At 69.9% G+C, this 20,551-nt stretch carries 19 protein-coding genes; 13 read left to right on the top strand and 6 right to left on the bottom strand.

The window, feature by feature from the left end:
• Window positions 1-76: 76 nt before the first annotated feature.
• A complete protein-coding gene (locus tag S1361_RS05285) occupies window positions 77-343 on the top strand; it encodes an acyl carrier protein (protein WP_208030668.1) in 267 nt (88 codons plus the stop codon).
• Between the two features lie 3 nt (window positions 344-346).
• Window positions 347-1,621: a condensation domain-containing protein gene (locus tag S1361_RS05280; protein WP_208030667.1), complete on the top strand. Its 1,275-nt coding sequence runs from the start codon at window positions 347-349 to the stop codon at window positions 1,619-1,621.
• A 298-nt stretch (window positions 1,622-1,919) separates the two neighbouring features.
• Here S1361_RS05280 and S1361_RS05275 read toward each other — a convergent pair whose 3' ends face one another.
• Complete coding sequence (locus S1361_RS05275; RefSeq protein WP_208030666.1) at window positions 1,920-3,134, bottom strand: aminotransferase class I/II-fold pyridoxal phosphate-dependent enzyme; 1,215 nt, start codon at window positions 3,132-3,134, stop codon at window positions 1,920-1,922.
• Window positions 3,135-3,280: 146 nt separating this feature from the next.
• Between S1361_RS05275 and S1361_RS05270 the strand changes: the two genes are divergently transcribed.
• From S1361_RS05270 to S1361_RS05245, 6 genes are all read left to right on the top strand, one after another.
• On the top strand, window positions 3,281-3,664 hold the full coding sequence (locus S1361_RS05270) for a hypothetical protein (RefSeq protein WP_208030665.1): 384 nt from the start codon (window positions 3,281-3,283) through the stop codon (window positions 3,662-3,664).
• A 170-nt stretch (window positions 3,665-3,834) separates the two neighbouring features.
• Complete coding sequence (locus S1361_RS05265) at window positions 3,835-4,491, top strand: hypothetical protein (RefSeq protein WP_208030664.1); 657 nt, start codon at window positions 3,835-3,837, stop codon at window positions 4,489-4,491.
• Window positions 4,492-4,660: 169 nt separating this feature from the next.
• Entirely contained in the window at window positions 4,661-5,308 is a 648-nt protein-coding gene (locus S1361_RS05260; RefSeq protein WP_208030663.1) for a sigma-70 family RNA polymerase sigma factor, read from the top strand.
• 184 nt (window positions 5,309-5,492) lie between these two features.
• Window positions 5,493-6,569 carry an ABC transporter substrate-binding protein gene (locus tag S1361_RS05255; RefSeq protein WP_208030662.1) on the top strand — a complete coding sequence of 359 codons (1,077 nt, stop codon included), beginning with the start codon at window positions 5,493-5,495 and terminating at the stop codon, window positions 6,567-6,569.
• A gap of 2 nt (window positions 6,570-6,571) precedes the next feature.
• Complete coding sequence (locus S1361_RS05250) at window positions 6,572-7,645, top strand: FecCD family ABC transporter permease (RefSeq protein WP_208030661.1); 1,074 nt, start codon at window positions 6,572-6,574, stop codon at window positions 7,643-7,645.
• Entirely contained in the window at window positions 7,642-8,460 is an 819-nt protein-coding gene (locus S1361_RS05245) for an ABC transporter ATP-binding protein (protein ID WP_208030660.1), read from the top strand. The genes S1361_RS05250 and S1361_RS05245 overlap by 4 nt, the downstream gene beginning before the upstream one ends.
• A 65-nt stretch (window positions 8,461-8,525) precedes the next feature.
• Here S1361_RS05245 and S1361_RS05240 read toward each other — a convergent pair whose 3' ends face one another.
• Window positions 8,526-8,663 (bottom strand): hypothetical protein, encoded by a 138-nt coding sequence (locus tag S1361_RS05240; RefSeq protein ID WP_208030659.1) that lies wholly within the window; start codon window positions 8,661-8,663, stop codon window positions 8,526-8,528.
• A 603-nt stretch (window positions 8,664-9,266) separates the two neighbouring features.
• Between S1361_RS05240 and S1361_RS05235 the strand changes: the two genes are divergently transcribed.
• The 4 genes from S1361_RS05235 (at window position 9,267) to S1361_RS05220 (ending at window position 15,028) form a co-directional block, all read left to right on the top strand.
• Window positions 9,267-10,718 (top strand): MFS transporter, encoded by a 1,452-nt coding sequence (locus S1361_RS05235; RefSeq protein ID WP_208030658.1) that lies wholly within the window; start codon window positions 9,267-9,269, stop codon window positions 10,716-10,718.
• Between the two features lie 16 nt (window positions 10,719-10,734).
• The gene (asnB, locus tag S1361_RS05230) at window positions 10,735-12,561 is read left to right on the top strand and encodes an asparagine synthase (glutamine-hydrolyzing) (RefSeq protein WP_208030657.1); all 1,827 of its coding nucleotides are present in this window, start codon (window positions 10,735-10,737) and stop codon (window positions 12,559-12,561) included.
• Between the two features lie 10 nt (window positions 12,562-12,571).
• The gene (locus S1361_RS05225) at window positions 12,572-13,834 is read left to right on the top strand and encodes a cytochrome P450 family protein (protein WP_208030656.1); all 1,263 of its coding nucleotides are present in this window, start codon (window positions 12,572-12,574) and stop codon (window positions 13,832-13,834) included.
• Window positions 13,835-13,984: 150 nt separating this feature from the next.
• Window positions 13,985-15,028 carry an L-tyrosine/L-tryptophan isonitrile synthase family protein gene (locus S1361_RS05220; protein WP_208030655.1) on the top strand — a complete coding sequence of 348 codons (1,044 nt, stop codon included), beginning with the start codon at window positions 13,985-13,987 and terminating at the stop codon, window positions 15,026-15,028.
• A gap of 108 nt (window positions 15,029-15,136) precedes the next feature.
• Here the strand turns inward: S1361_RS05220 and S1361_RS05215 are convergent, their stop codons facing one another.
• Complete coding sequence (locus tag S1361_RS05215; protein WP_208030654.1) at window positions 15,137-15,883, bottom strand: SAM-dependent methyltransferase; 747 nt, start codon at window positions 15,881-15,883, stop codon at window positions 15,137-15,139.
• Window positions 15,884-16,631: 748 nt separating this feature from the next.
• Here S1361_RS05215 and S1361_RS05210 point away from each other — a divergent pair.
• Window positions 16,632-17,978, top strand: a complete 1,347-nt coding sequence (locus tag S1361_RS05210; RefSeq protein WP_208030653.1) for an NAD(P)/FAD-dependent oxidoreductase — start codon at window positions 16,632-16,634, stop codon at window positions 17,976-17,978.
• Between the two features lie 100 nt (window positions 17,979-18,078).
• On the opposite strand, the gene S1361_RS05205 is transcribed toward S1361_RS05210, so the two are convergent.
• From S1361_RS05205 to S1361_RS05195, 3 genes are all read right to left on the bottom strand, one after another.
• The gene (locus tag S1361_RS05205; RefSeq protein ID WP_208030652.1) at window positions 18,079-18,639 is read right to left on the bottom strand and encodes a Clp protease N-terminal domain-containing protein; all 561 of its coding nucleotides are present in this window, start codon (window positions 18,637-18,639) and stop codon (window positions 18,079-18,081) included.
• Complete coding sequence (locus S1361_RS05200) at window positions 18,639-18,848, bottom strand: HTH domain-containing protein (RefSeq protein ID WP_208030651.1); 210 nt, start codon at window positions 18,846-18,848, stop codon at window positions 18,639-18,641. Before S1361_RS05200 ends, S1361_RS05205 begins: the two co-directional genes overlap by 1 nt.
• A gap of 192 nt (window positions 18,849-19,040) precedes the next feature.
• Window positions 19,041-20,543, bottom strand: coding sequence for an FAD-dependent monooxygenase (locus S1361_RS05195; RefSeq protein ID WP_208030650.1), 1,503 nt, complete (start codon window positions 20,541-20,543; stop codon window positions 19,041-19,043).
• Window positions 20,544-20,551 lie beyond the last annotated feature (8 nt).

Here is a 20,551-nt window from a genome sequence, read left to right as displayed (position 1 = left end):
TGGCGCGACAGTAGCATGAATTACCGTCAGGTGTCTGTTTCTCAGGTAGATCAACGAGGACTTGGGGGGTATATAGGTGAAGGATAGTGAGACGTTTGAGGCTGTCAAGCTATTCATTGAAGAGAGGGTGCTGAAAGGGCAGGGGGAAGTGGATGCGGACACCCCGCTGCTGGAATGGGGAATTCTGGACTCGCTCTCCGTGGCCAGGCTCGGCGGTTTTATCGAGAGGCGTTTCGATGTGGTCCTGCCCGGTGGCAGTGACATCGGCGAAAAATTTCACAGCTTGTCCAGTGTATGCGAGTTCATTGCCGAGCTGCGCGCCCGGGATACAGTGGAAGGCTGACAGATGACCGCACCGCTGGCGTTGTCCTCGGCCCAGACCGGCGTCTGGATGGCGCAACAACTCGATCCGGACGACAGATCCTTCAACATCGGGGAGTACTGCGACATCGAGGGCCCGGTGGACCCGGTCCTTTTCGAGGCGGCGCTGCGCGAAGTCGTCGCCACCACCCCTGCCCTGCGGGCGCGGTTCGACATCGGGGACGAGGGACTGTGCCAATACGTGGACGACTTCGTCGACGTGCCTCTGCACCATATCGACGTCAGCGGTGAGCCGGATGCCCTGGCCGCCGCGGAGCGCTGGATGCGGCGGGACCTGGCGAAGGAGTACGACCTCGCCAAGGGCCCGCTCTTCACCTGGGCGTTGTTCACCCTGGGCGCTGGACGCACGCTGTGGTACCGCGCCGCCCACCACATCGTCGTGGACGGCTTCGGGCTGTCCTTGATCGCCTCCCATGTCGCCGACGTCTACACCTCCCTGGTGACCGGACGCCCCCGCCGGCCGCGGCCGCCGGGCACCCTCGAGCAGGTCATCGAGGCGGACACCGCGTACCAGGATTCCGAGGAGTACGCGGACGACCGCCGATTCTGGCTGTCACGGCTGGCCGACCAGACCGAGGTGGCGAGCCTCACCGACTGGCGCCCGCCCCGCGGCCGCGCCGCCCTCCGAGTGAGTGGCCACCTCCCGCCCTCCGACGTCGAGGTGCTGCGTGCTGCGGCCCGCCGGCTCGAGGTGACCCTGCCGGAGGTCATCATCGCCGCGGTCGCCGTACAGCTGTATCGCGCCACGGGTGTCCGCGAGCTGGTCGTCGGCCTGCCGGTAACCGGGCGCACGGAACCCCTGATGCGCCGGGTGCCGGCGATGCTGACCAATGTGGTGCCGCTGCGTTACGCCTTGAGTTCGGGACTGGACTTCGCGGCTGTCGTGGAACAGACCTCGCACCGCCTGGAAGAGGCGATCGAGCATCAGCGCTATCCGCAGGAACACCTGGCGCGTGAGATCCCGGGACTGCCCAAGGGACGACGGCAGTTCGGCCCCGACGTCAACATCATGTCCTTTCCATACCGGGGGGACTACGCCGGGCACTCTGCTGTCGTGCACTCCCTGAGCCCCGGCCCGGTGGAAGATCTGTCGATCAATGTGTACGACCGGTTGCGCGGCCAAGGGCTGGAGATCTGCTTCTACGGCAACACCGAGCTCTACGGGCATGACCAGCTGGCCGGACACCTGAGCGACTTCCTGTCCCTGCTCCGCTCCGTCGACGGACTGCGGCTGACCTGATCCGGGCGCAGCCAACGGGCTTTCGCGTTGCCGCGTGTCCAGTCCGCAGCCGTCACGGTGAGTCGGCCGAACGGCTTCCCCTGCCTCGATCCCGGCGGGTCGTCTCATCACTTGCGTAGTCCAGAGGTGGTGCACAGAGCGGACCGGCTTATGCAGGTGCCACCCTCTGTCACCACCTCTGGCAGGTCATGAGACGTATGCCGGGCCGTCAGCGTCTTTGCCCACAGCCGACCTGAAAGTCAGTTTCCTCGCTTCTCCTCGCCGCGCAGCTTGCGTCGGGGAGCGGACGGCCTCGGAGTCATGCGTGGTCCGCGCGGCGCAGATGCGTCAGGCCCTCGGCTATCCGTGCGATGCCCTCGCCGATGGTGTCTTCGTCGGCGCTGAGGCTGATGCGGAAGCACTGTGTGTCGTGGCCGCCCGGGGTCGTGCCGGTCGGCGGATGCACGAAGAAGTGGCGTCCGGGGACGATGAACACCTTCTTCGTCTTCATCAGCCCGTACAGGGCCATGTCGTCGAACCAGTCCTCGTCGATCCATAGCCAGCAGAACATGCCGCCCTTGCCCGCGTGCAGCCGCCAGTTGACCGAATCGGGCAACAGATCGGCCAGCAGGCGCTCCACGGCCAGGCGTCGCGCCTGATAGAAGGGGGCGATCACCTCGGAGGCGAGCTTGTCCAGGAGCCTGGTGGTCAGTGACCGGGCCGCCACTAGCTGCATCAGTTGGGGTGCGTGCAGAGCGGAGTTGGCCATGAACGACACCATGGGCCGGATATACCGGGCCGGTCCGATGGCAAAACCGATCCGTTCTGCCGGGAGGCCGGCCTTGGATAAGGTGAAGCAGTTGATCAGGTGCTCGTCCCACTGCGGTGTCAGGCGTGAGGCGGCGATACGCGGGAAGGGCGCCCCGTAAGCGTGATCCACGACCAGGGGCGCATCGCGCTCTCGCGCAACGCCGAGCAGACGGGCGAGTTCGCCGTCGTCGATGCTGCGGCCGGTCGGGTTGCTCGGGCTGGACAGCAGGAACATGCCTGCTTTGGGGCACCGCTCCAGGGCGTCGAAGTCGAAGCCGTAGTGGAACGACCGGTCACCCGTCACCTGGACTCTGGGGGCGATTCCGACCACGCCCTCGCGGTCCAGCGAGAGCCCCTGGTAACCGGCGTAGTCCGGAGTCATGGGCAGTATGAGGCGCTGGGGCGGTTCCGTGCCGGCCGAGCCCGTGAACAGGGCCGCCGCGATGAAGCAGAGCATCTGGCTGCCCGGCCCCACCACCACGTTGTCCGCGGTGATGTCCCACCCGTAACGGGTGTTGAAGTCGTCGACGATCGCGTCGACCAGCGTCGGCATACCTCGCGACGGCCCGTACCGGCAGCTCACCGAGGCGAAGTCCTCCGTGGCGGCCGTTATGGTCAGCTCTCTCCAGGCGTCCACCACCTCGTCGATGGGAGAGGGGTTGCCGATGCTGAGGTTCAGCCAGTCGGAAGAGCCCGCGGCGGTCGAGGTCGCGATGTCCTCCATGATGGTCCGCAGCCCGGACATGCCGGACATTTTTTCCCCGATTTGTGACAGTCCCACCGTTTCCGTTGTCCCTTCTGCGAATCTGGGTCCGAGGGGCGTCAGAGGATGCCGACGTTCTGTGCCGGGGCGGCCGGATCGAGTGGTTGATGGTGGTCGCCGACCGCAGGCAGGTGCACCAGGCGTCCGAGCTCGAATCCCGTCCGACGCCGGTCTCCTTCTTGCCCCTCGAAGGCGTCGCCGATTTCCGTTTCGGGAGCGCCTTGGAGTTTCCTGTTCCACGCTGTGGATACAACTTGATTGACCCTACAGTGCGCTGGCGAAAGATGTCCGGCGAGATTCGACAACGCATCGCGGGTGCGAGGGGAATGGCCAAAGGCCCGACAGCTGTTGCCCGTTGGCAGCCGCTGGGTTCGGCGGCGAGGGCGTGCCCGGTCATTTCCTGCCTCGTACCGTTCACGCTGCACTTCGAGCGCAGCGCGCCGGTCGAGACGATCGCGGTCGTGATGCGCCCGAGCGACAGCGGTCCGTGATCGCCCGCCCTGCGGGCGGAGAAATCCTCTCCTGGATGTCGGGGCAGATCGTCGTCGAGTTCCCGCCAGCTGTCGTGGTCTGGATCACAGCCTGCGGATTGAGTACGGTCCCCCGTGGATGTCCGTACCCCCGCGTGACGACCGAAGCCCGGATGCGAGGATGAGGCACCATGACAGCAGGGTGGTGTGCTCGCGCGATACGGGCCGCGGTGTTCGCGGCCATGTGCGTGCTGCTGGCTGCCCTGGGCCACGTCCTGATGTCCGGCAGCGACGTGCCGGCGTGGGCGCTGGCCGCCGGCGGAGCTGTGACCGGTGCCGTGGGCTGGTGTCTGGCGGGGCGTGAGCGCGGGCTGCCGTTGATCGTGACGGTCGTGGTCGCCGCCCAGACGGTGCTCCACGAGGCGTTCTCCTGCGCCCAGTCGACGTCCGGCACGTCCGACGGCTCCGCCTCCATGGGCATGAGCGGCATGGGCTCCATGGACATGGGCGCCATGCCTGTGGACCACACGGGTATGAGCCCCATGGATCACATGGGGCACTCCATGGACGGCGGTTCGTCGTCGTTCGGCATGCTCGCCGCCCACTTGCTCGCCGCGGTGCTGTGCGGCCTGTGGCTGGCGTGCGGCGAGAAGGCTGCCTTCCGGATCCTGCGGGCGGCGGTCGGATGGCTGGCGGCGCCGCTGCGGTTGCTGCTTGCCCTGCCCGGTACCCCCGATCGCCCCCGTGTCCACCTGCGACGCCGCCGCTCGGCCCGGGCGCCGCGTCTCCTCCTCCTCGTCCACGCGATCACGTCTCGGGGTCCGCCCGTGGGAACGGCTGTCGTCTGAAGACAGCTGGTTTCCCGAGGCTGCCAGCGCGCGCCTCGGGCCATGGCCGTACGACCGCACAGGCGCTGTAGCGCCACAGCGACGCCGTAGGGCCGTCTCTCCCACTTTCACCGGACCGCGCGCCGCCGTGCCCTGGTCCGGATCACGGTTGACCCGAGAAGGACACCAGGTGATTACCTCTGCCCTGCCCACGTCGCGCGCCAAGAGCTACGAACCGGCAGCGCCCGACGACTCGATCACCGCATGGGCGTTGGCCGCCCGAGGCGGTGACGCGCACGCGGTCGAGCAGTTCGTGGGCGCCCTGCACCGGGACGTCCGGCGCTATGTCGCCCACCTCTGCGGCGATCCGCAGGCGGCGGACGATCTCGCGCAGGACACCTTCGTGCGGGCCCTCAGCAGCCTGCACCGGTTCGAGGGGCGTTCCTCGGCGCGGGCGTGGCTGCTGTCCATCGCCCGCCGAGCGGTGATCGACAGCTACCGGTACGCCGCCGCCCGCCCGCGCCTGACCGACGTACCGGACTGGCAGTTGGCGATCGAACTGACCCAGCCGTGCGACCTGCCCGGCTTCGACGACGGCATAGCACTGCTGGATCTGCTGGCGTCGCTGCCCGAGGACCGTCGGGAAGCGTTCACCCTCACGCAGCTGCTCGGCCTGCCTTATGCGGAGGCCGCCGAGGTGAGCAACTGCCCGATCGGCACGGTCCGCTCCCGCGTGGCCCGCGCCCGCGCAACGCTGATGGACCTGTTGGACGATGGGGGCACCTCCCACGCCGTCAAGGCAGTGGGGGAGGACCAGCCCGCCGCGCTGGCGGCCTGACGCTCCGGGAGGGCGCCGGTGCCGGTTGGAAGAACGGCACCGGCACCCTCGCCGCCGGAGTAGCGGGAGCGGTTCATCTGAGCCGGATCGCCAACTGGCCGGGAACTCAAGGCACCTTCGCTCCGACTACTGGAGCGGGTGGCGATGGCTCGCCCGTGTACCGAGTGGATCCGGGAGTTGTTCGATGCGTTCTCGTATGTGGGGCGGTACCGCGGCCGTCGTACTGGGCGGCTTGCTGGTGGCGGGCTGCGGCGGCGGGATGAAGGACACGGCGGACGGGAACGAGGGGCAGGCCGGGAAGGCGGCTTCCGGTGGCTACCCGGTGTCCGTCACCGACTGCACGGGCGCCAGGACCACCTTCTCCAGCGCCCCGAAGAGAATCGTCACCAGCAACGCCTCCAGCCTGGAGCTGTTGCTGCGCCTCGGTGCCGGCGACCAGGTGATCGGCACCGGTTTCCCGCCCGGCAGGGGCACACTCCCCGGCACCCTCGACGCGCAGGCGCAGAAGGTCAAGGTGCTCAGCCAGACCGTGATCCCCAAGGAGAAGCTGCTCGGCTCCGGCGCCGACCTCTACATCGACACGTTCGCCTCCATGGGGAGCATGGGCGGCGGAATGGGCGACACGCCGACGCCGGAGGAGTTCGAAGCAGCCGGGATCAAACACATCTACCTCAAGTCCACCGCCTGTGCCGCCCAGAGCAAGAGCCCGGTGACCGACCTGTCGGCGGTGGAGGCCGACATCACCTCCCTCGGCGCGGTCACCGGCACGAGCGCGCGGGCGAAACAGCTGGTCGCCGGAATGAAGGAGCAGGTGGGCGCCGTCCAGAAGGCGGTCGGCGGCACGTCGCAGAGCGCGCGGCCGACGTACTTCTTCTTCGACTACGACGCCGGTACCAAGCAGCCCTCCGTCACCTGCAACCGCCAGATCGCCAACGCCGTGATCACCCTGGCCGGCGCCCGCAACGCCTTCGCCGACTGCGACGGCGACTACAAGCAGGTCGGCTGGGAGGACGTCATCGCCAGGAACCCGGACTGGATCCAGCTCGGGGTGCGCAACCGGGGTGGTGAGGCGGCGAACAAGAAGGCGTTCGACGAGGCCGAGCAGTGGCTGAGGTCCAACCCGGCCACCAAGGGCCTGAAGGCGGTCAAGGAGGGCCACTTCCTGCGCATCGGCTCCGAGCAGACCACCATCGCGGGAGTCGAGAACGCCGACACAGTCGAGGCCATCGCCAAGACCCTCTACCCGGGCAAGGTCGCCTGATCGTGGCCTTCACACTGGTGCGCCGGAAGGCCGCGGCTGCGCAGGAGCGCGGCAGCCTGCCCGCCGGTCCGCTCGCGGCCGTTCTGGCCGTGGCGCTGCTGGCCGCGCTGACGGCCGCCGTGGCCTGGGGCTCGACGTCGATCCCGCCCGGCGAGGTGTGGAGCGTGGTGTGGCGGCGGCTGTCCGGCGAGGCTCCGCGCCCCGGCACGGACGACCTCATCGTCTGGCAACTGCGGGTGCCGCGCGCCCTGCTCGCCGCGCTCGTCGGCGCGGGACTCGGTGTCGTCGGCACGGCCGTCCAGGCGCTGGTGCGCAACCCGCTGGCCGACCCCTACCTGCTGGGCATCTCCAACGGTGCCTCCCTCGGCGCGGTCGCCGCGATCGTCCTCGGCCTCGGCGCGGGCGGGGCACTGGGACTGGGCCTGTCCGGAGCGGCCTTTGCCGGCGCGCTGGCGACGTTCGCGCTGGTGTGGGCGGTGGCCCGGCGCGGTGGCGGGTTCGCGCCGCTGCGGCTCGTGCTTGCCGGGGTCGCGATCGGCCAGTTCCTCTCGGGGTTCACCAGCTACCTCGTGCTGCAGGCCGGGGACGAGCAGCAGACCCACAGCGTCCTGTTCTGGCTCATGGGCAGCCTCAGCGGAGCGACGTGGGAACTGCTCGCGTTGCCCGCCGTCGCCGTACCCGCCGCACTGCTGTGGCTCCAGGCGCGCGCCCGGGGCCTGAACGCCCTGCTGATGGGCGACGAGACGGCGGCCGGACTGGGCATCGACGTCACCCGGCTGCGCCGCGAGCTGTTCACCGTCACCAGTGTGCTGACCGGTGTCCTGGTGGCGGCCTCCGGCGCGATCGCCTTCGTCGCATTGATGGTGCCGCATGTTTGCCGCTTGGTCGTGGGAGGCGACCACCGACGCCTGCTGCCGGTCTCCGCGTTGTTCGGCGCTCTGCTGGTGGTGGTGGTCGACATCGTGTGCCGTACGGCGATGGACACGCAGGAGCTGCCGGTCGGCGTGGTCACCTCTCTGCTGGGGGCTCCGGCCCTGTTGTATCTGCTGGACCGGCGGCTGGGGAGCGGCAGTTGAGGATCGAGATCGAGGACCTGCACGTCGCCTACGCCGGCCGGACGGTGGTCGCGGGCGCCCATCTCGTCGCCGCCGAGGGCGAGATCACCGGCCTGGTCGGCCCGAACGGCAGCGGCAAGTCCACGCTCCTGCGCACCGTCTACCGGCACCTGAAGCCCACCGCCGGGCGAGTACTTCTGGCCGGTACCGACCTGCGGGAGATGACCCCGCTCCAGTCGGCGCGGCACGTGGCGGCCCTGCCGCAGGAGCGCGGGAGCGACTTCGAGCTGACCGTGCGCGAGGTCGTCGCGATGGGCCGTACGCCCTACAAGCGGGCCTTCGCCGGCGAGGACGACGCCGACCGGGACATCGTCGCGCAGGCGCTCACCGCCGTCGGCATGGCGGAACGAGCCGGACGCCGCTTCACGGCCCTGTCCGGCGGTGAGCGCCAACGCGTCCTGCTGGCAAGGGCGTTCGCACAGAACCCGGACATCCTGGTGCTGGACGAACCGACCAACCACCTCGACATCCGCCACCAGGTCGACCTGCTCGCCCTCCTGCGCGCACAGCGCCGTACGACCCTGGTGTCGCTGCATGACCTGAATGCCGCGGCCTCCGTCTGTGACCGCCTCCACGTCCTGCACGACGGAGCGGTCGTCGCCTCCGGCCCGCCGCGGGAAGTCCTCACGCCCGCGCTGATGGCGGAGGTGTTCGGAGTGCGAGCGGCGGTCGTCGACCATCCCCTGACCGGTGACCCACTCATCGCCTTCGACCACCGGACACCGGCGGACGAGGCACCGCCAGCCGTGCCGCTGGAGACGCCCACCCGGGGATGAACAGGCTGATGAACGGGCTCGGGCAGGACGACATCGCGTCCTGCCCGCTCGGCCGTCTGCCGTGATCAGGCGGCGATGGCGTACCCGGCCTCGACCATCACCGCGCGCAGCCGCTCGTCCTCAAGGTCCGTGCCGTGCACGGTGACGGCGTCGGCGGCGAGGTCGCAGTTCATTGCCGTGACGTTGTACTGCTTCTGGTCCATGGCGCAACTCCAGGGCCGACGGCGGACGTTCAGGCAGACGCCGTCGCCTCAGCAGTCGGCTGTGCGGAGCCCGGAGTTCCCCCGTACGCACGCCGATTCGATGTCCGGCGGCAGAGAAGGAACCTTCCGCGGCACGCACCGGACAGCGGGCGTGTTGAGCACTGCGGGGGAGGGCGGCCGGATGGCGCGGCTCCGGCGCGACGTGCACGGCGGCTCCCACGCGGAATGGCCTCGGGACCCTGAGCCCAGGACGATCCGGCGCGGCTGGGCGGGGATCAACGGGGGAACTTGGCGTTGTTCACGGCCACCGTGGCCGTTGTCGTAGCCCGGTATGGCTGGCTGATCCGTCGTCGACGGAGCGTTCGGCGCGGCTGTCGGCTGTGCCGCCGGGCTGATCCTCTGCGCGCTGCTGTACCTACTGCTGGAGTCGGCCGTGTCGGGCAAGCCGGCACGCGGCGGCCGCCGCGACTGATCGACGCGGGCGGATTCAGCCTGCCCGCCAGGATTTTTGGACGCGCCCGGGAACTCGTGTGCGATCTCACCCGACTTGTGGGACGAGGCTGCCGTCCGGCAGCCCACCCACGACCGTGAGGGGCGGCAACGGTGACAGGCCACAGTCCCGGTTCCCAACAGCCCGACCACATACCCGCCGGCGGTGAGGACCGCTGGCTGCTCGTTGCGGTGGCCGGCCTGCTGTCGTTCGTGGCGATGCTGGACATGAACATCGTCAACGTGGCCCTGGCGGACATCGCCGACGGTCTGCACGTCTCCGCCGCGGCCGCCCAGTGGGCGGTTCTTGGTTATCAACTGCCCGTGGTCGCTCTGCTGTTGCCTGTCGGCCGGTGGCTGGACGGGGTGGGGATGCGTTCCGCCCTGCTGGTCGCGACCGCGGGCTTCGGTCTGTGCAGCGCGCTGGCGGCCGCCGCGCCCTGGGCGTCCTGGCTGATCGGCGCCCGCCTCGCGCAGGGCGCGTTCGGGGCAGTGCTCTTCGTACTGATGCCGGTTCTCGCCCTGCGTTCGGTACGGCCGGAACTGCGCGGGCGGGCCATGAGCGTGCCCGCGACGCTGGGCCCGCTGGGCGCGGTGACCGGTCCGGCGATGGGCGGATTGCTGCTGGACCACCTGGGCTGGCGCGCCGTCTTCCTGGTCAAGATCCCTTTCTGCCTGCTGGCTCTGGTCGTGGCGTGGAGGGCGATGCCGAGGGACGGCGGCCTGCGCCTGCCCGACCGGCGGTCGGCGGCGGATGTGCTGCTGGTGGGTTCCGGGGTGACCGCCCTGCTGCTGGCGCTGACCCTGGCGTCGGGAAGCCCAGGGTGGCTGGTGCTCGCGCTCGCCGCCGTACCGCCGTTGTGGTGGTGGCTGCGGGGCCCGGGCGGCCGCCCGGTCGTCGGCGCACTGCAGGCGGCGAGCCTGTTCCGGGCGCATGCAGCGGTGCTGGCGTTGGCAGCCGGGTTCGCGGCGATGCACTACGTCGTCGCCCTGCACCTCCAGCGCGACGACGGCGTCAGCGCCACCACGACCGGTCTGACCGTGCTCGCCTTCCCGCTCGGCATGGGGTTGGCCGGGCCGGTCGGTGGTCGCCTCGCCGACATCCCCCACGCTCGGCTCCGCTCGCGCGGGGGGACCCCCACCGGGGCCCGGCCGGTGGCGGTCATCGGCGCTGCCCTCACCGCCGCCGGTCTGCTCCTCCTCGTTCCGCTGGGGGGTGACTGGTCACCGGTGGACGTGGCCTGGCGGCTGGCGCTGGCCGGCCTCGGCATGGGCCTGAACGGCGGCCCGACCCAGGCCCTCGTCATGGGCGCCGCCCCGGCGGACCGCACGGCGACCGTGGGCTCCTCCGTACAGCTGGCCCGCAGCCTCGGCTTCACCCTCGGGCCGGCCCTGGCCACGGCCGCCTGGGGTCCGGCCGGAGGCGATGACGGCGCGATGGCCGGGCTGACCCTGGCGGCGGCCGCCGCCTGTATCGCCGTACCCCTGCTCGCCCTGGACGGACGTAGGCCCGCGCCCGTCCCCGAGAAGACCACCGACGCGGCTGCCACCGCTCGCCATCCCTGACCGAGGAGTCCTCCCCATGTGCGGAATCACCGGCTGGGCGTCCTTCCACAGCGACGCCCGTCCCCAGGCCCCGGTCATCGAGGTCATGACCGCCACCCTCACCCCGCGGGGCCCCGACGCCGCAGGCGTCTGGCTCGGTGAGCGGGCCGCGATCGGCCACCGACGCCTGGCCGTCATCGACCTCGAAGGCGGCGTACAGCCGATGACCGACCGGCCCGAAGACCCGTCCATCGTCCTCAGCTACAGCGGCGAGGTCTACAACCACCACGAACTGCGCACCGAACTGCGCGCCCGGGGCCATGCGTTCCGCACGCGCAGCGACACCGAGGTGGTGCTGCGCGCGTACGCCGAGTGGGGCGAGGCGGTGGCCGAGCACCTGGAGGGCATGTTCGCCTTCGCCGTCTGGGACGAGGGCGCCCAGCGACTGCTCCTGGTCCGCGACCGGCTCGGGGTGAAGCCCCTGTTCTGGGCCACTGTCGACGGCGGCCTCGCCTTCGCCTCCGAGCCCAAGGCCCTGTTCGCCCATCCGGAGATACGGCCCCGGGTGGACGCGGACGGGCTGCGAGAGGCGTACAGCCTGCTGTTCAACACCGGCCCGACCGTGTGGTCCGGAGTCAGGGAGGTCGAGCCGGGCGGCGTGCTCGTGCTGGACCGGGGCGGTATCCGTGAACGCCGCTACTGGCGGCTGGAGGCCACCGACCACACCGACGACCAGGACACGGCCATCGAGCGGATCCGCACCCTGGTCGGTACCGCAGCGCGCAGCCAGCTCGAAGCGGACGTCCCGCTGTGCAGCCTGCTGTCCGGTGGCATCGACTCCACGGTCCTGACCGCTTTGCTCGCCGGCGAACTCCGCCTGCGCGAAGGCCCGGAGGCCCGGATCCGCTCCTACGCCGTCGACTACAGCGACCAGGCGGAACAGTTCACCGGCGACGTCCTGCGCACCGGCCACGACACGCCCTACGCCATCGAGGCCGGCGCCTTCATCGGTACCGACCACAGCACGGTCGTCCTCGACCCGCGCGCCCTGCTCGACCCCGAGCACCGCAAGGCCGTCGTCGTGGCCCGCGACTCACCCATCGGTGTCGGCGACATGGACACCTCGCTGTATCTGCTGTTCGGTGAGATCCGCCGGCACTCCACCGTCGCCCTCTCCGGCGAGGCGGCCGACGAGGTCTTCGGTGGCTACCCCTGGTTCCACAACCCGAAGGCCCTGGCAGCGGAAACCTTCCCGTGGCTGCTGGTGACGGGCGACGAGGCGGCCATGCCCCTGAACCCGGAACTGGACCTGCGTGTCGGTGAGTTCCGCGACGACACGTACCGCACCGCGCTGGCCGCCGTACCTCATACGGACGGCGAGAGTGCCGCCGAACACCGGCAACGCGAGATGCAGCACCTGTCCCTGACCCGCTGGCTGCGCCAGCTCCTGCACCGCAAGGACCGCCTCAGCATGGCGCAGGGACTGGAGGTCCGCGTGCCGTACTGCGACCACCGGCTCGTCGAGTACGCGTTCTCCACCCCGTGGGCGCTGAAGAGCTTCGACGGACGGGAGAAGAGCCTGCTGCGAGCGATGGGCGCCGGCCTCGCTCCGGACTCGGTGCTGCACCGCCCCAAGAACCACTACCCGGCCACCCACCACCCCGACTACAACCGCGGCCTGCAGGGCCTGGCCCGCGACGCGCTCGCCACCGAACAGGTCCGCGCCCTGACTGACGAGACCCGCATCAAGCCCTGCCTCGACACCCCGCCCGACCGACTGGAGTGGGGTCACCGCCTGCGCCTCGAACGCGTCGTCGACCTCGCCCTCTGGCTGGACCACTACCGGCCCGAACTCGCCTTCTGAGGAGCCTCCCATGACCCTCCAGGAACAGCATCCAGTAGCAGATCCGGACACGTTGCCCGACCCGGTGCCGCTGACGGGCTGCCCCTACAAGAGCAACCCCTACCCCCTGTATGAGCAGATGCGCGAGGCCGGCCCCGTCCACCGGGTCCTCTTCCCCAGCGGCGTCCAAGCGTGGCTCGTCACCGGCTACGACGCCGCCCACGCCGCGCTGAACGACGACCGCCTCGGCAAGGACCACGACCGAGGCAACGACCGCTGGCGCGCCCGAGCCTCGATCATGCCCGAGCCGCAGCACTCCCAGCTCCAGGTGCACCTCCTTCATCAGGACCCGCCCAAGCACACCCGGATGCGCCGCTTCGTGACGGACGCCTTCACCCCGCGCCGCATCGAGCAGCTCCGCCCCCGCTTCCAGGAACTGGCCGACGCCCTCGTCGACGCACTGCCGGAGCACGGCCCCGCGGACCTCGTCACCGGCTTCGCCGCCCACTTCCCCTTCCAGGTCCTCGCCGAAGTCATCGGCCTCCCGAAGGAACTCGCGGCCCGTTTCGACCGCGACTGGGGCAAAGTCGTCCAGCCGGTCGGCCCCACCGACCCGGGCCGCCCCCTCTACGAGGCCCGCCTGCACGGCCTGCAGAGCTACATCGCCGATGTCGTGGCCCACAAGCGTGAACACTGGGACGACGACCTGCTCAGCCGCCTCGTCGTGGCCCGCGACCGCCGGGAACTGTCACAGGAGGAGCTGGACTCGATGATCTTCCAGCTCCTCGTCGCGGGCCAGGAGCCGGTCACCAACCAGATCACCACGGCCCTGATCGCCCTGTTCCGCAATCCGGACCAGCTCGCCCGTCTACGCGGCAACCCGGACCTGCTGCCCCGCGCCGTCGAGGAACTCCTCCGCTACGACAGTGCCTTCGAGCTCACCACCTGGCGCTTCTTCGACGAGGACAGCGACCTGCACGGCACGCGCGTACCCGGCGGCGACTCGGTGATCGTCTCCCTGTGCGCGGCCAACCGGGACCCGCGCCGCTTCCCCGACCCGGACATCCTGGACTTCGACCGCTCGCCCAATTCACACCTCGCCTTCGGCCACGGCATCCACTTCTGCCCCGGAGCCGCCCTCGCCCGCGCCGAACTCCGGCTCGCCCTCGGCGTACTCCTCGCCCGCCTGCCCGGCCTTCATCTGGTCATCAGAGACGAGGACATCGAGTGGATCCCGGCCGTCCTCGGCCGTGGCACCAACCACCTCCCCGTCGGCTACGAACGCCGCCTCTGACACCGACGTACCGCTGACCGGGTCCGGCCCCACCAGCCGACCCGGCCCCGGCTGACCCACGCCCACTGACCCCAGGCGCCCGGCTTCCCCTCCCGCCACGGCGCCATGTCGACGTGTCCTCGTACCCCCTCGTACCCCAGGAGGAACGACATGCCCCTGACGACCACGCCGGACACCCTCCCAACGAGCATCGCCACCGAGATCCTGAACCTGCTCCTGCCCCACCACCGCACGACCGACCCCGCCCCCGCTCCCGCGGAAGCGTTCCCGCATCAGCTGCGCAGCATCGCCGCCTTCGTACGCGATGGCGCCCACATCGTCTTCACGCTGCCCGGCTTCCCTTGTAAGTCCCCCAACCCGGCCAAGGTCCTCGGCCACCTCCCCGACCAGGGTGAACGCCTCTCCCTGACCTTCCTGAACACCCTGTGCACCCAGATCGAGCGGATCTACCCGCCCGGCGCCCGTCTGATCATCTGCTCGGACGGCCATGTCTTCGGCGACCTCATCGGCGTCCCCGACGACCACATCGACGCCTACGCCGACGACCTACGCATACAGATAGGCCGGATGGGCCTCCACAGACTGTCCGTCTTCGATCTCCGCGACGTCCTCGGCGACCTCCCGCACGACACGAAACGCACCCACATCCATGAGCGCCACGCCCCCACCCTGGAAGCACTCCGGGCCGAGAAACGCGCCGACGAACAGGCCCTGGCCCTCTACCGGGGCATCACCCGCTTCCTCGTCGAGGACACCGCCGACTGGACCGGCACCCGCTCCGCCCTCCAACGCGCATGTCGACAACGGGCTTACGGCGTCATCCAGCGCAGCCGCGCCTGGGGCACCCTGATCGCCGAACACCACCCCCGCGCGGTACGCCTCTCCATCCATCCTCAGCCCGTCGGCGCCCCGAAATTCGGCATCCGCCTCCTCGACGCCCCCGACGTCTGGACGACCCCCTGGCACTCCGCCGCCTTGCGCCGTAGCGACGGCAGGTGGACTCTCATGCCCAGAGCCGAAGCCGCCCGGATGGGTCGACTGGTGCGGCAAGGCGGCAGAGACAGCCACTTCGACCAGAACCGGTCAGCTCGCCTGCCTGGGCTCGGCGAGGATGCACCGACGCGAGGCGGAAAAGGCGTGGCCCAGCTGCGTCCCAGGCCGTACGTGCCATGGTCGACGAAGGACAGCAGGTAAGGCGGGCCACACGGCTGTCCGTCGACGCCGGTCACGAGTGGACGATGAGTCGACTCATTGCCAGCCCGCCCAGTCCAGATCAAGATCCGTGGATGATGGAGTGGTGTGTCAGCGGTCCATCAGGACGAACACGCCCCACCCGAGGTATTCGCGCTGGTACCTGGCGTGCTGGACGGGTGCCGCAGCGAGTTCCGCGCGCATCTCGTCGGCGAGCTCGTCGTCGGGGTTGGTATCCAGCCAGCGGCGGATGTTGAGCCACTGCGCTGCGGCGTACCGGTCCCAGCTGTCCTGGTCGGCGAGGACCATTTCGACGACGTCACAGCCCAGGGTGCGGAACTGTTCGAGCAGTTCCGGCAGCGGGAGCAGATCGTCCTGGCGGGTCATGTGGCAGCCCTCGACGGTGGCCTGGTCCTGGGGCTCGCGGCGCCAGTACGGTTCGCCGATCAGCATCATGCCGCCGGGAAGGAGACTGCGCCGCAGGAGTTGGACGGTGCCCGTCACGCCTGCGCCGACCCAGGTGGCGCCGACGCAGGCGGCGATGCCCACCGGATCGTCGGCAACGTGGCCCGAGGCGTCCGCGTGTACGAAGCCGACCCGGTCGGCGACGCCCAGCTCCACGGCCCGTTCGCGTGCGGTGTCCAGGAAGACTGTGCTGATGTCCACCCCGGTGCCGGTCACGCCGTGGTCGCGGGCCCAGGTGCACAGCATCTCGCCCTTGCCGCAGGCGAGGTCGAGCACGTGGGTGCCCGGCGACGGGCTGATGGCCTGGCCCAGGATGGCCAGTTTCTCGCCGGTGAACGGGTTGCAGAGGCGATGGCTGCTCTCGCGGATGGTGAAGCTACGTGGCAGGTCCACTACGGGGATTCCTTCGGTCCGGGGAGGTCACAACGGTTGGGTGAAGCGGCCGACGGGAGTGGGCCGCGACTGCCTGAAACGTCATCAAATGCACCTCTTCGAACGTGGGAAGGTCGGGACCGGCCGAGGGTACGGGCGTCGAGATCGCCGTGTCCATCGCGTTTCCCGTCCCGCCGATACGCGCCTCATGCGATGCGGGCTGCCGGGCGTTCGACGAGGTGTCCGCGTTCGAAGCGGGCTCCGGCGCGGACGAGGGCGACGAGGTGCGTGTTACGGGCGGATCAGCTGGTCGGGCGCGCCTCCCGCGTAACGTCGGCGTCAGGAACCCTGCGGAAAGGGGGCCGCCGCGATCGTCCCGGCTTGCGGCACGCTGCCGGTCGCCCTCCTGGCCGGCGGCGGAGGACCCGGCGAGGCGTGGCGTCTCATTGCTGATCCTGCTCCGCTTCGCGGGCACCGACCTGTACGTCAAGAGCGTGACCCGTGAGCGCGGCAACCTCGGCTACCGGTGGGCCTCAGGTGTCCACCACTGTCTGCCGGTCGTCGCGGCCTGCGCACGCGTGCGCCGGGCGGCCGTCGCCTCTGCCTCGGCTGGGCTGTCGGGATGCCACTCCTCGGACCAAGCCGCGGGTTAGTCCGGCTTCAGCGGTCCTGACAAGACTCGGCGCCCTGCGGGCAAGGACCCATGCGCCTGCTGTCGACAAGGTGAGGAGCCCTGGATGGTGTCAGAGGCAGTTCGCGAGGCCCGCCCATGACGACCGACTTCGATGTTGTAGTGATCGGTGGCGGCCCCGCGGGGTCGACGGCCGCGGCGTATCTCGCCATGGCGGGACTCTCGGTGGCGGTGTTCGAGAGCGAGATGTTCCCCCGGGCCCACGTGGGTGAGTCCCTGGTGCCGGCCACGACGCCGGTGTTGCACGAGACCGGCGCCATGGCAGCGGTCGATGCGGCGAACTTCCCCAAGAAGTATGGCGCTTCGTGGACCGCGTCGTACGCCCTGCGCGTGCCGAGCAACGGTTTCGTGGGAATGGGCCACCGGCTCACCGCCGACGTCCAGTTCGTCGAGCGCGACCAGGAGGGGGTCGACCGCGACTACACCTTCCATGTCGACCGGGGGAAGTTCGATCTGCTCCTGCTGAAGAACGCCGAGGAGAAGGGCGCCAAGGTCTTCTCCGGTGTCCGCGTGCTCAAGGTGGACTTCAGCGACCCGGAGCAGGTCGGCCTGACCTGCCGCCTGGGGTCCAAGGAGGTCGGCTTCAGCGCGAAGATGGTCGTCGACGCGTCGGGTCGGGGCACCACGCTCGGCCGGCAACTCAAACTGAAGGTGAGCGACCCGGTCTTCGACCAGTACGCGCTGCACACCTGGTTCGAGGACGTGGACCGGGCGGCGCTGGCGAGCAACCCTCAGGAGACCGACTTCATCTTCGTGCACTGGCTGCCGGTCAAGGACACCTGGGTGTGGCAGATTCCCATCACGGACACCATTACGAGCATAGGAATCGTGACCCAGAAGAAGCGGTTCGCCCAGGCCAATGCCGACCGCGAGAAATTCTTCTGGGACTTCGTGGACACCCGGCCCGAACTGGCGGAGATGCTGAGAAAGGCCAAGCGGGTCCGTCCGTTCAAGGCGGAGGGTGACTACAGCTACGCGATGCGGCAGATCTGTGGCGACCGTTACGTTCTCATCGGGGACGCGGCCCGCTTCGTCGACCCGATCTTCTCCAGCGGAGTGAGCGTCGCGCTCAACAGTGCGCGGATCGCCTGCAAGGACATCATCGCGGCGCACAAGGCCGGTGGTGACTTCTCGAAGAAGAGCTTCGCCCCGTACGAGGAGAAGCTGCGCAAGGCCGTGGGCTACTGGTACGAGTTCATCACCATCTTCTACCGGCTCAACGTCCTGTTCACCGCGTTCGCGAAAGACCCCCGGTACCGGATCGACGTGCTGCGCATGCTGCAGGGCGATGTGTACGACGGTGACGAGCCGAAGGCGCTGCAGGCGATGCGGGAGGTCGTGAACGCCGTCGAGAGCGATCCGGAGCATGTCTGGTACCCGTTCCTCGGCACCCTGCGCGCACCCACCGCGGCGCCCCAGTTCTGAGCGTGGCGCCCCAGTTCCGACCTTCGCGAGACAAGGAAGAGAACGAGAAGAGGGGATCCTCGGGGATCCCCTCTTCTCGTTCTTCGCTTTCGCCCGTGCGTCAGGCGGCCTCGGGGCGGCGCGACAGGACGCGCCGGATCTCGGTGTAGGTGGCGCCGTGCGCGGCCAGGACGTCGGCCACGACGCCGGGCGGGGTGGCCAGGGCGAGCAGCAGGTGCTGGTCGCCGATTTTCTTGGCACCGTTCTCCGCGGCCTCGTGCAGCGCCCGCTGCAGCACTGTCCTGGAGCCCTCGGAGAAGGGCCGGTACTCGGGGCGCCAGCCGGGCTTGGTGCTGTCGCGGACGGCGATCGCGTCATCGCCGTGCGCAGCCTCCGTCCGCTCCAGCACGGCCGACAGGTCGATGCCGATATCGGCCAGGGCGTCGGCGTCGGCCTGCGACAACCCGGCGCGCCGGGCGGCCTCGGCCAGCGCGCGCTCGACGGAGTCGCGCTGTTCGACGACGCCGAGTGCGGCGAGCGCGCCGCCGGCGGCGGTCTGGGGCAGGTCGAAGAGGGACAGCAGCAGGTCCTCGGGGCGCAGTCCGGTGGCACCCGCCCGTTCGGAGCGCTGCACCGCGGCCCGGAGGACGGCGCGCGCCTCTTTGGTGAGCTTTTCGAACATCAGTGCCTCCCGTATTTCTTGTGCACGGCCTGCCTGCTCACTCCGAGCTCATCGGCGATTTCCTGCCAGGACCAGTTCTGATTGCGTGCATTGCGCACCTGGACGGCTTCCAGTTGCTCCAGGAGACGCCGCAGCGCGACGACCGCGCGGAGGCCGACTCTCGGATCCCTGTCGCCCGCCTGTGCGGCGAGATCGGTAGCTCGAGTCACGTATGTCAATCTACATTGACAACCGGGTGGGTGTCAACCCAGGTTTACATGAGTCGGGATTCGGGATTCGAGCCGTTCTCGGCACGTGAACGTGAAGCAGGGCCGACGGGCTCCGGGCGGGGGTTCCCGGAGCCCGTCGGCCCTGCGATCAGGGTCCGACGCGGTACGCAGGTACCGCATCGGATGCCGGCGTCAGCCGACCGGCGTGCCGAACCACGTGCGCAGTGCCGCGTCGAGACCCGCGGCGCTGCTCTCGGTGGCGGTGTCGTCGGAGGTGGCCCAGGCGATCCGGCCGTCCGGGCGCAGCAGCAGCGCGGTGGCGTCGATCTCGGCCGCCGCCTCGGCCGCCACGACGTCGACCCGGCCGGCCCAGTGACCGGCCTGGCCGCTGTGGGCGCCCGACGTGGTGAAGTCGACGAGGACACCCCGGCCGCCGTGCAGCAGTCGGCCGAGCGAGGTCGGCTCGCCGGCGGTGAGCGGCACGTCGCCGAGCCTGCTGCCCTGCAGCGCGTGGGCGGCCACGGTCTCGGGAAGCTGCGCGTACCGGAACGGGTACTGCACGTCGAGACCGCCCACCATCCGTACGAAGTGGGCGTTGACCTCGGGGATGTGGAACAGCTCGGTCAGCACGGTCCGCAGCGGCGACACCTGCTTCATGGGGTGGAGGAGGGCCAGCTGCGCCCGCGTGGTGAGGCAGGCGCGCTCCCCGACCGGGTGCCGCTCCTCGTGGTACGTGTCCAGCAGCGACTGAGCGGCCCGGCCCTGGAGGTGGGCGGCGAGCTTCCAGCCGAGGTTCACCGCGTCCTCGATGCCGGTGCTCAGCGCCTGCCCGCCGAGGGGGAAATGGACATGCGCCGCGTCGCCGGCCAAGAACACCCGGCCGCTGCGGTACGCGATGGCCTGGCGGGTCGGCGGGTTCCACCGCGCGAGCCAGCGCGCGGTGCCGGACGTTGACACGTCACCGGTGATGCGCCGGATCGCCTCGTCCAGTTCCGCGCGGTCCACCGGTACGTCCTCGGCCACCGTCCCCGCACCGAACTCCCCGGTGGCGACGCGCAGCACGTCCGGTCCGACCGGCGAGACCGTGAAGAACCCGGTGTCGGTCTGGTTGACCCCCAGCTTCGCGAAGAGCGGATCGTCCGTCGCGACCTCCACGTCGCCCACGATGCCCCGGAACTCGTTGTCCGTGCCCACGAAGTCGATGCCCGCGAGGGTACGGACACTGCTGTCGGCGCCGTCGCAGCCGACGACGTACGAGGCCCGGACCGTCTCCTCGCCGGACCCGGTGCGCACCGTCACCAGCACACCGCTCTCGTCCTGGTCGATGCCGACCACCTCGGCGCCGCGCCGGACGGAGACGCCCAGCTTCACGGCCTGCTCCTCCAGCCGCCGCTCCAGCTGCGAGTGCGCGACGGCGAACGCGAACGCCCGGGACTCCGGCAGCCGCGTCGGGTCGAGCCAAAGGTGAGCGAAGTGCGCTGCCGGGAAGGTGAAGCCGTCGCCCTGGAGCGTCTCCATCAGGCCGCGCTGGGTCAGCAGCTCGACCACGGTGGCGTTGACGGCCATCCCGCGCGACCGGGTGCTCGGCTGGTCGCGGCGCTCCAGGACGACCGTGTCCACCCCGGCCAGACCGAGCTCGTAGGCGAGCATCAGCCCGACGGGACCGCCGCCTGCGATGACAATGGGGTTACTCATGACGGGCT

The organism is Streptomyces cyanogenus, from assembly GCF_017526105.1.
GTDB lineage: Bacteria > Actinomycetota > Actinomycetes > Streptomycetales > Streptomycetaceae > Streptomyces > Streptomyces cyanogenus.
This window is presented reverse-complemented; position numbering and strand designations above follow the sequence as displayed.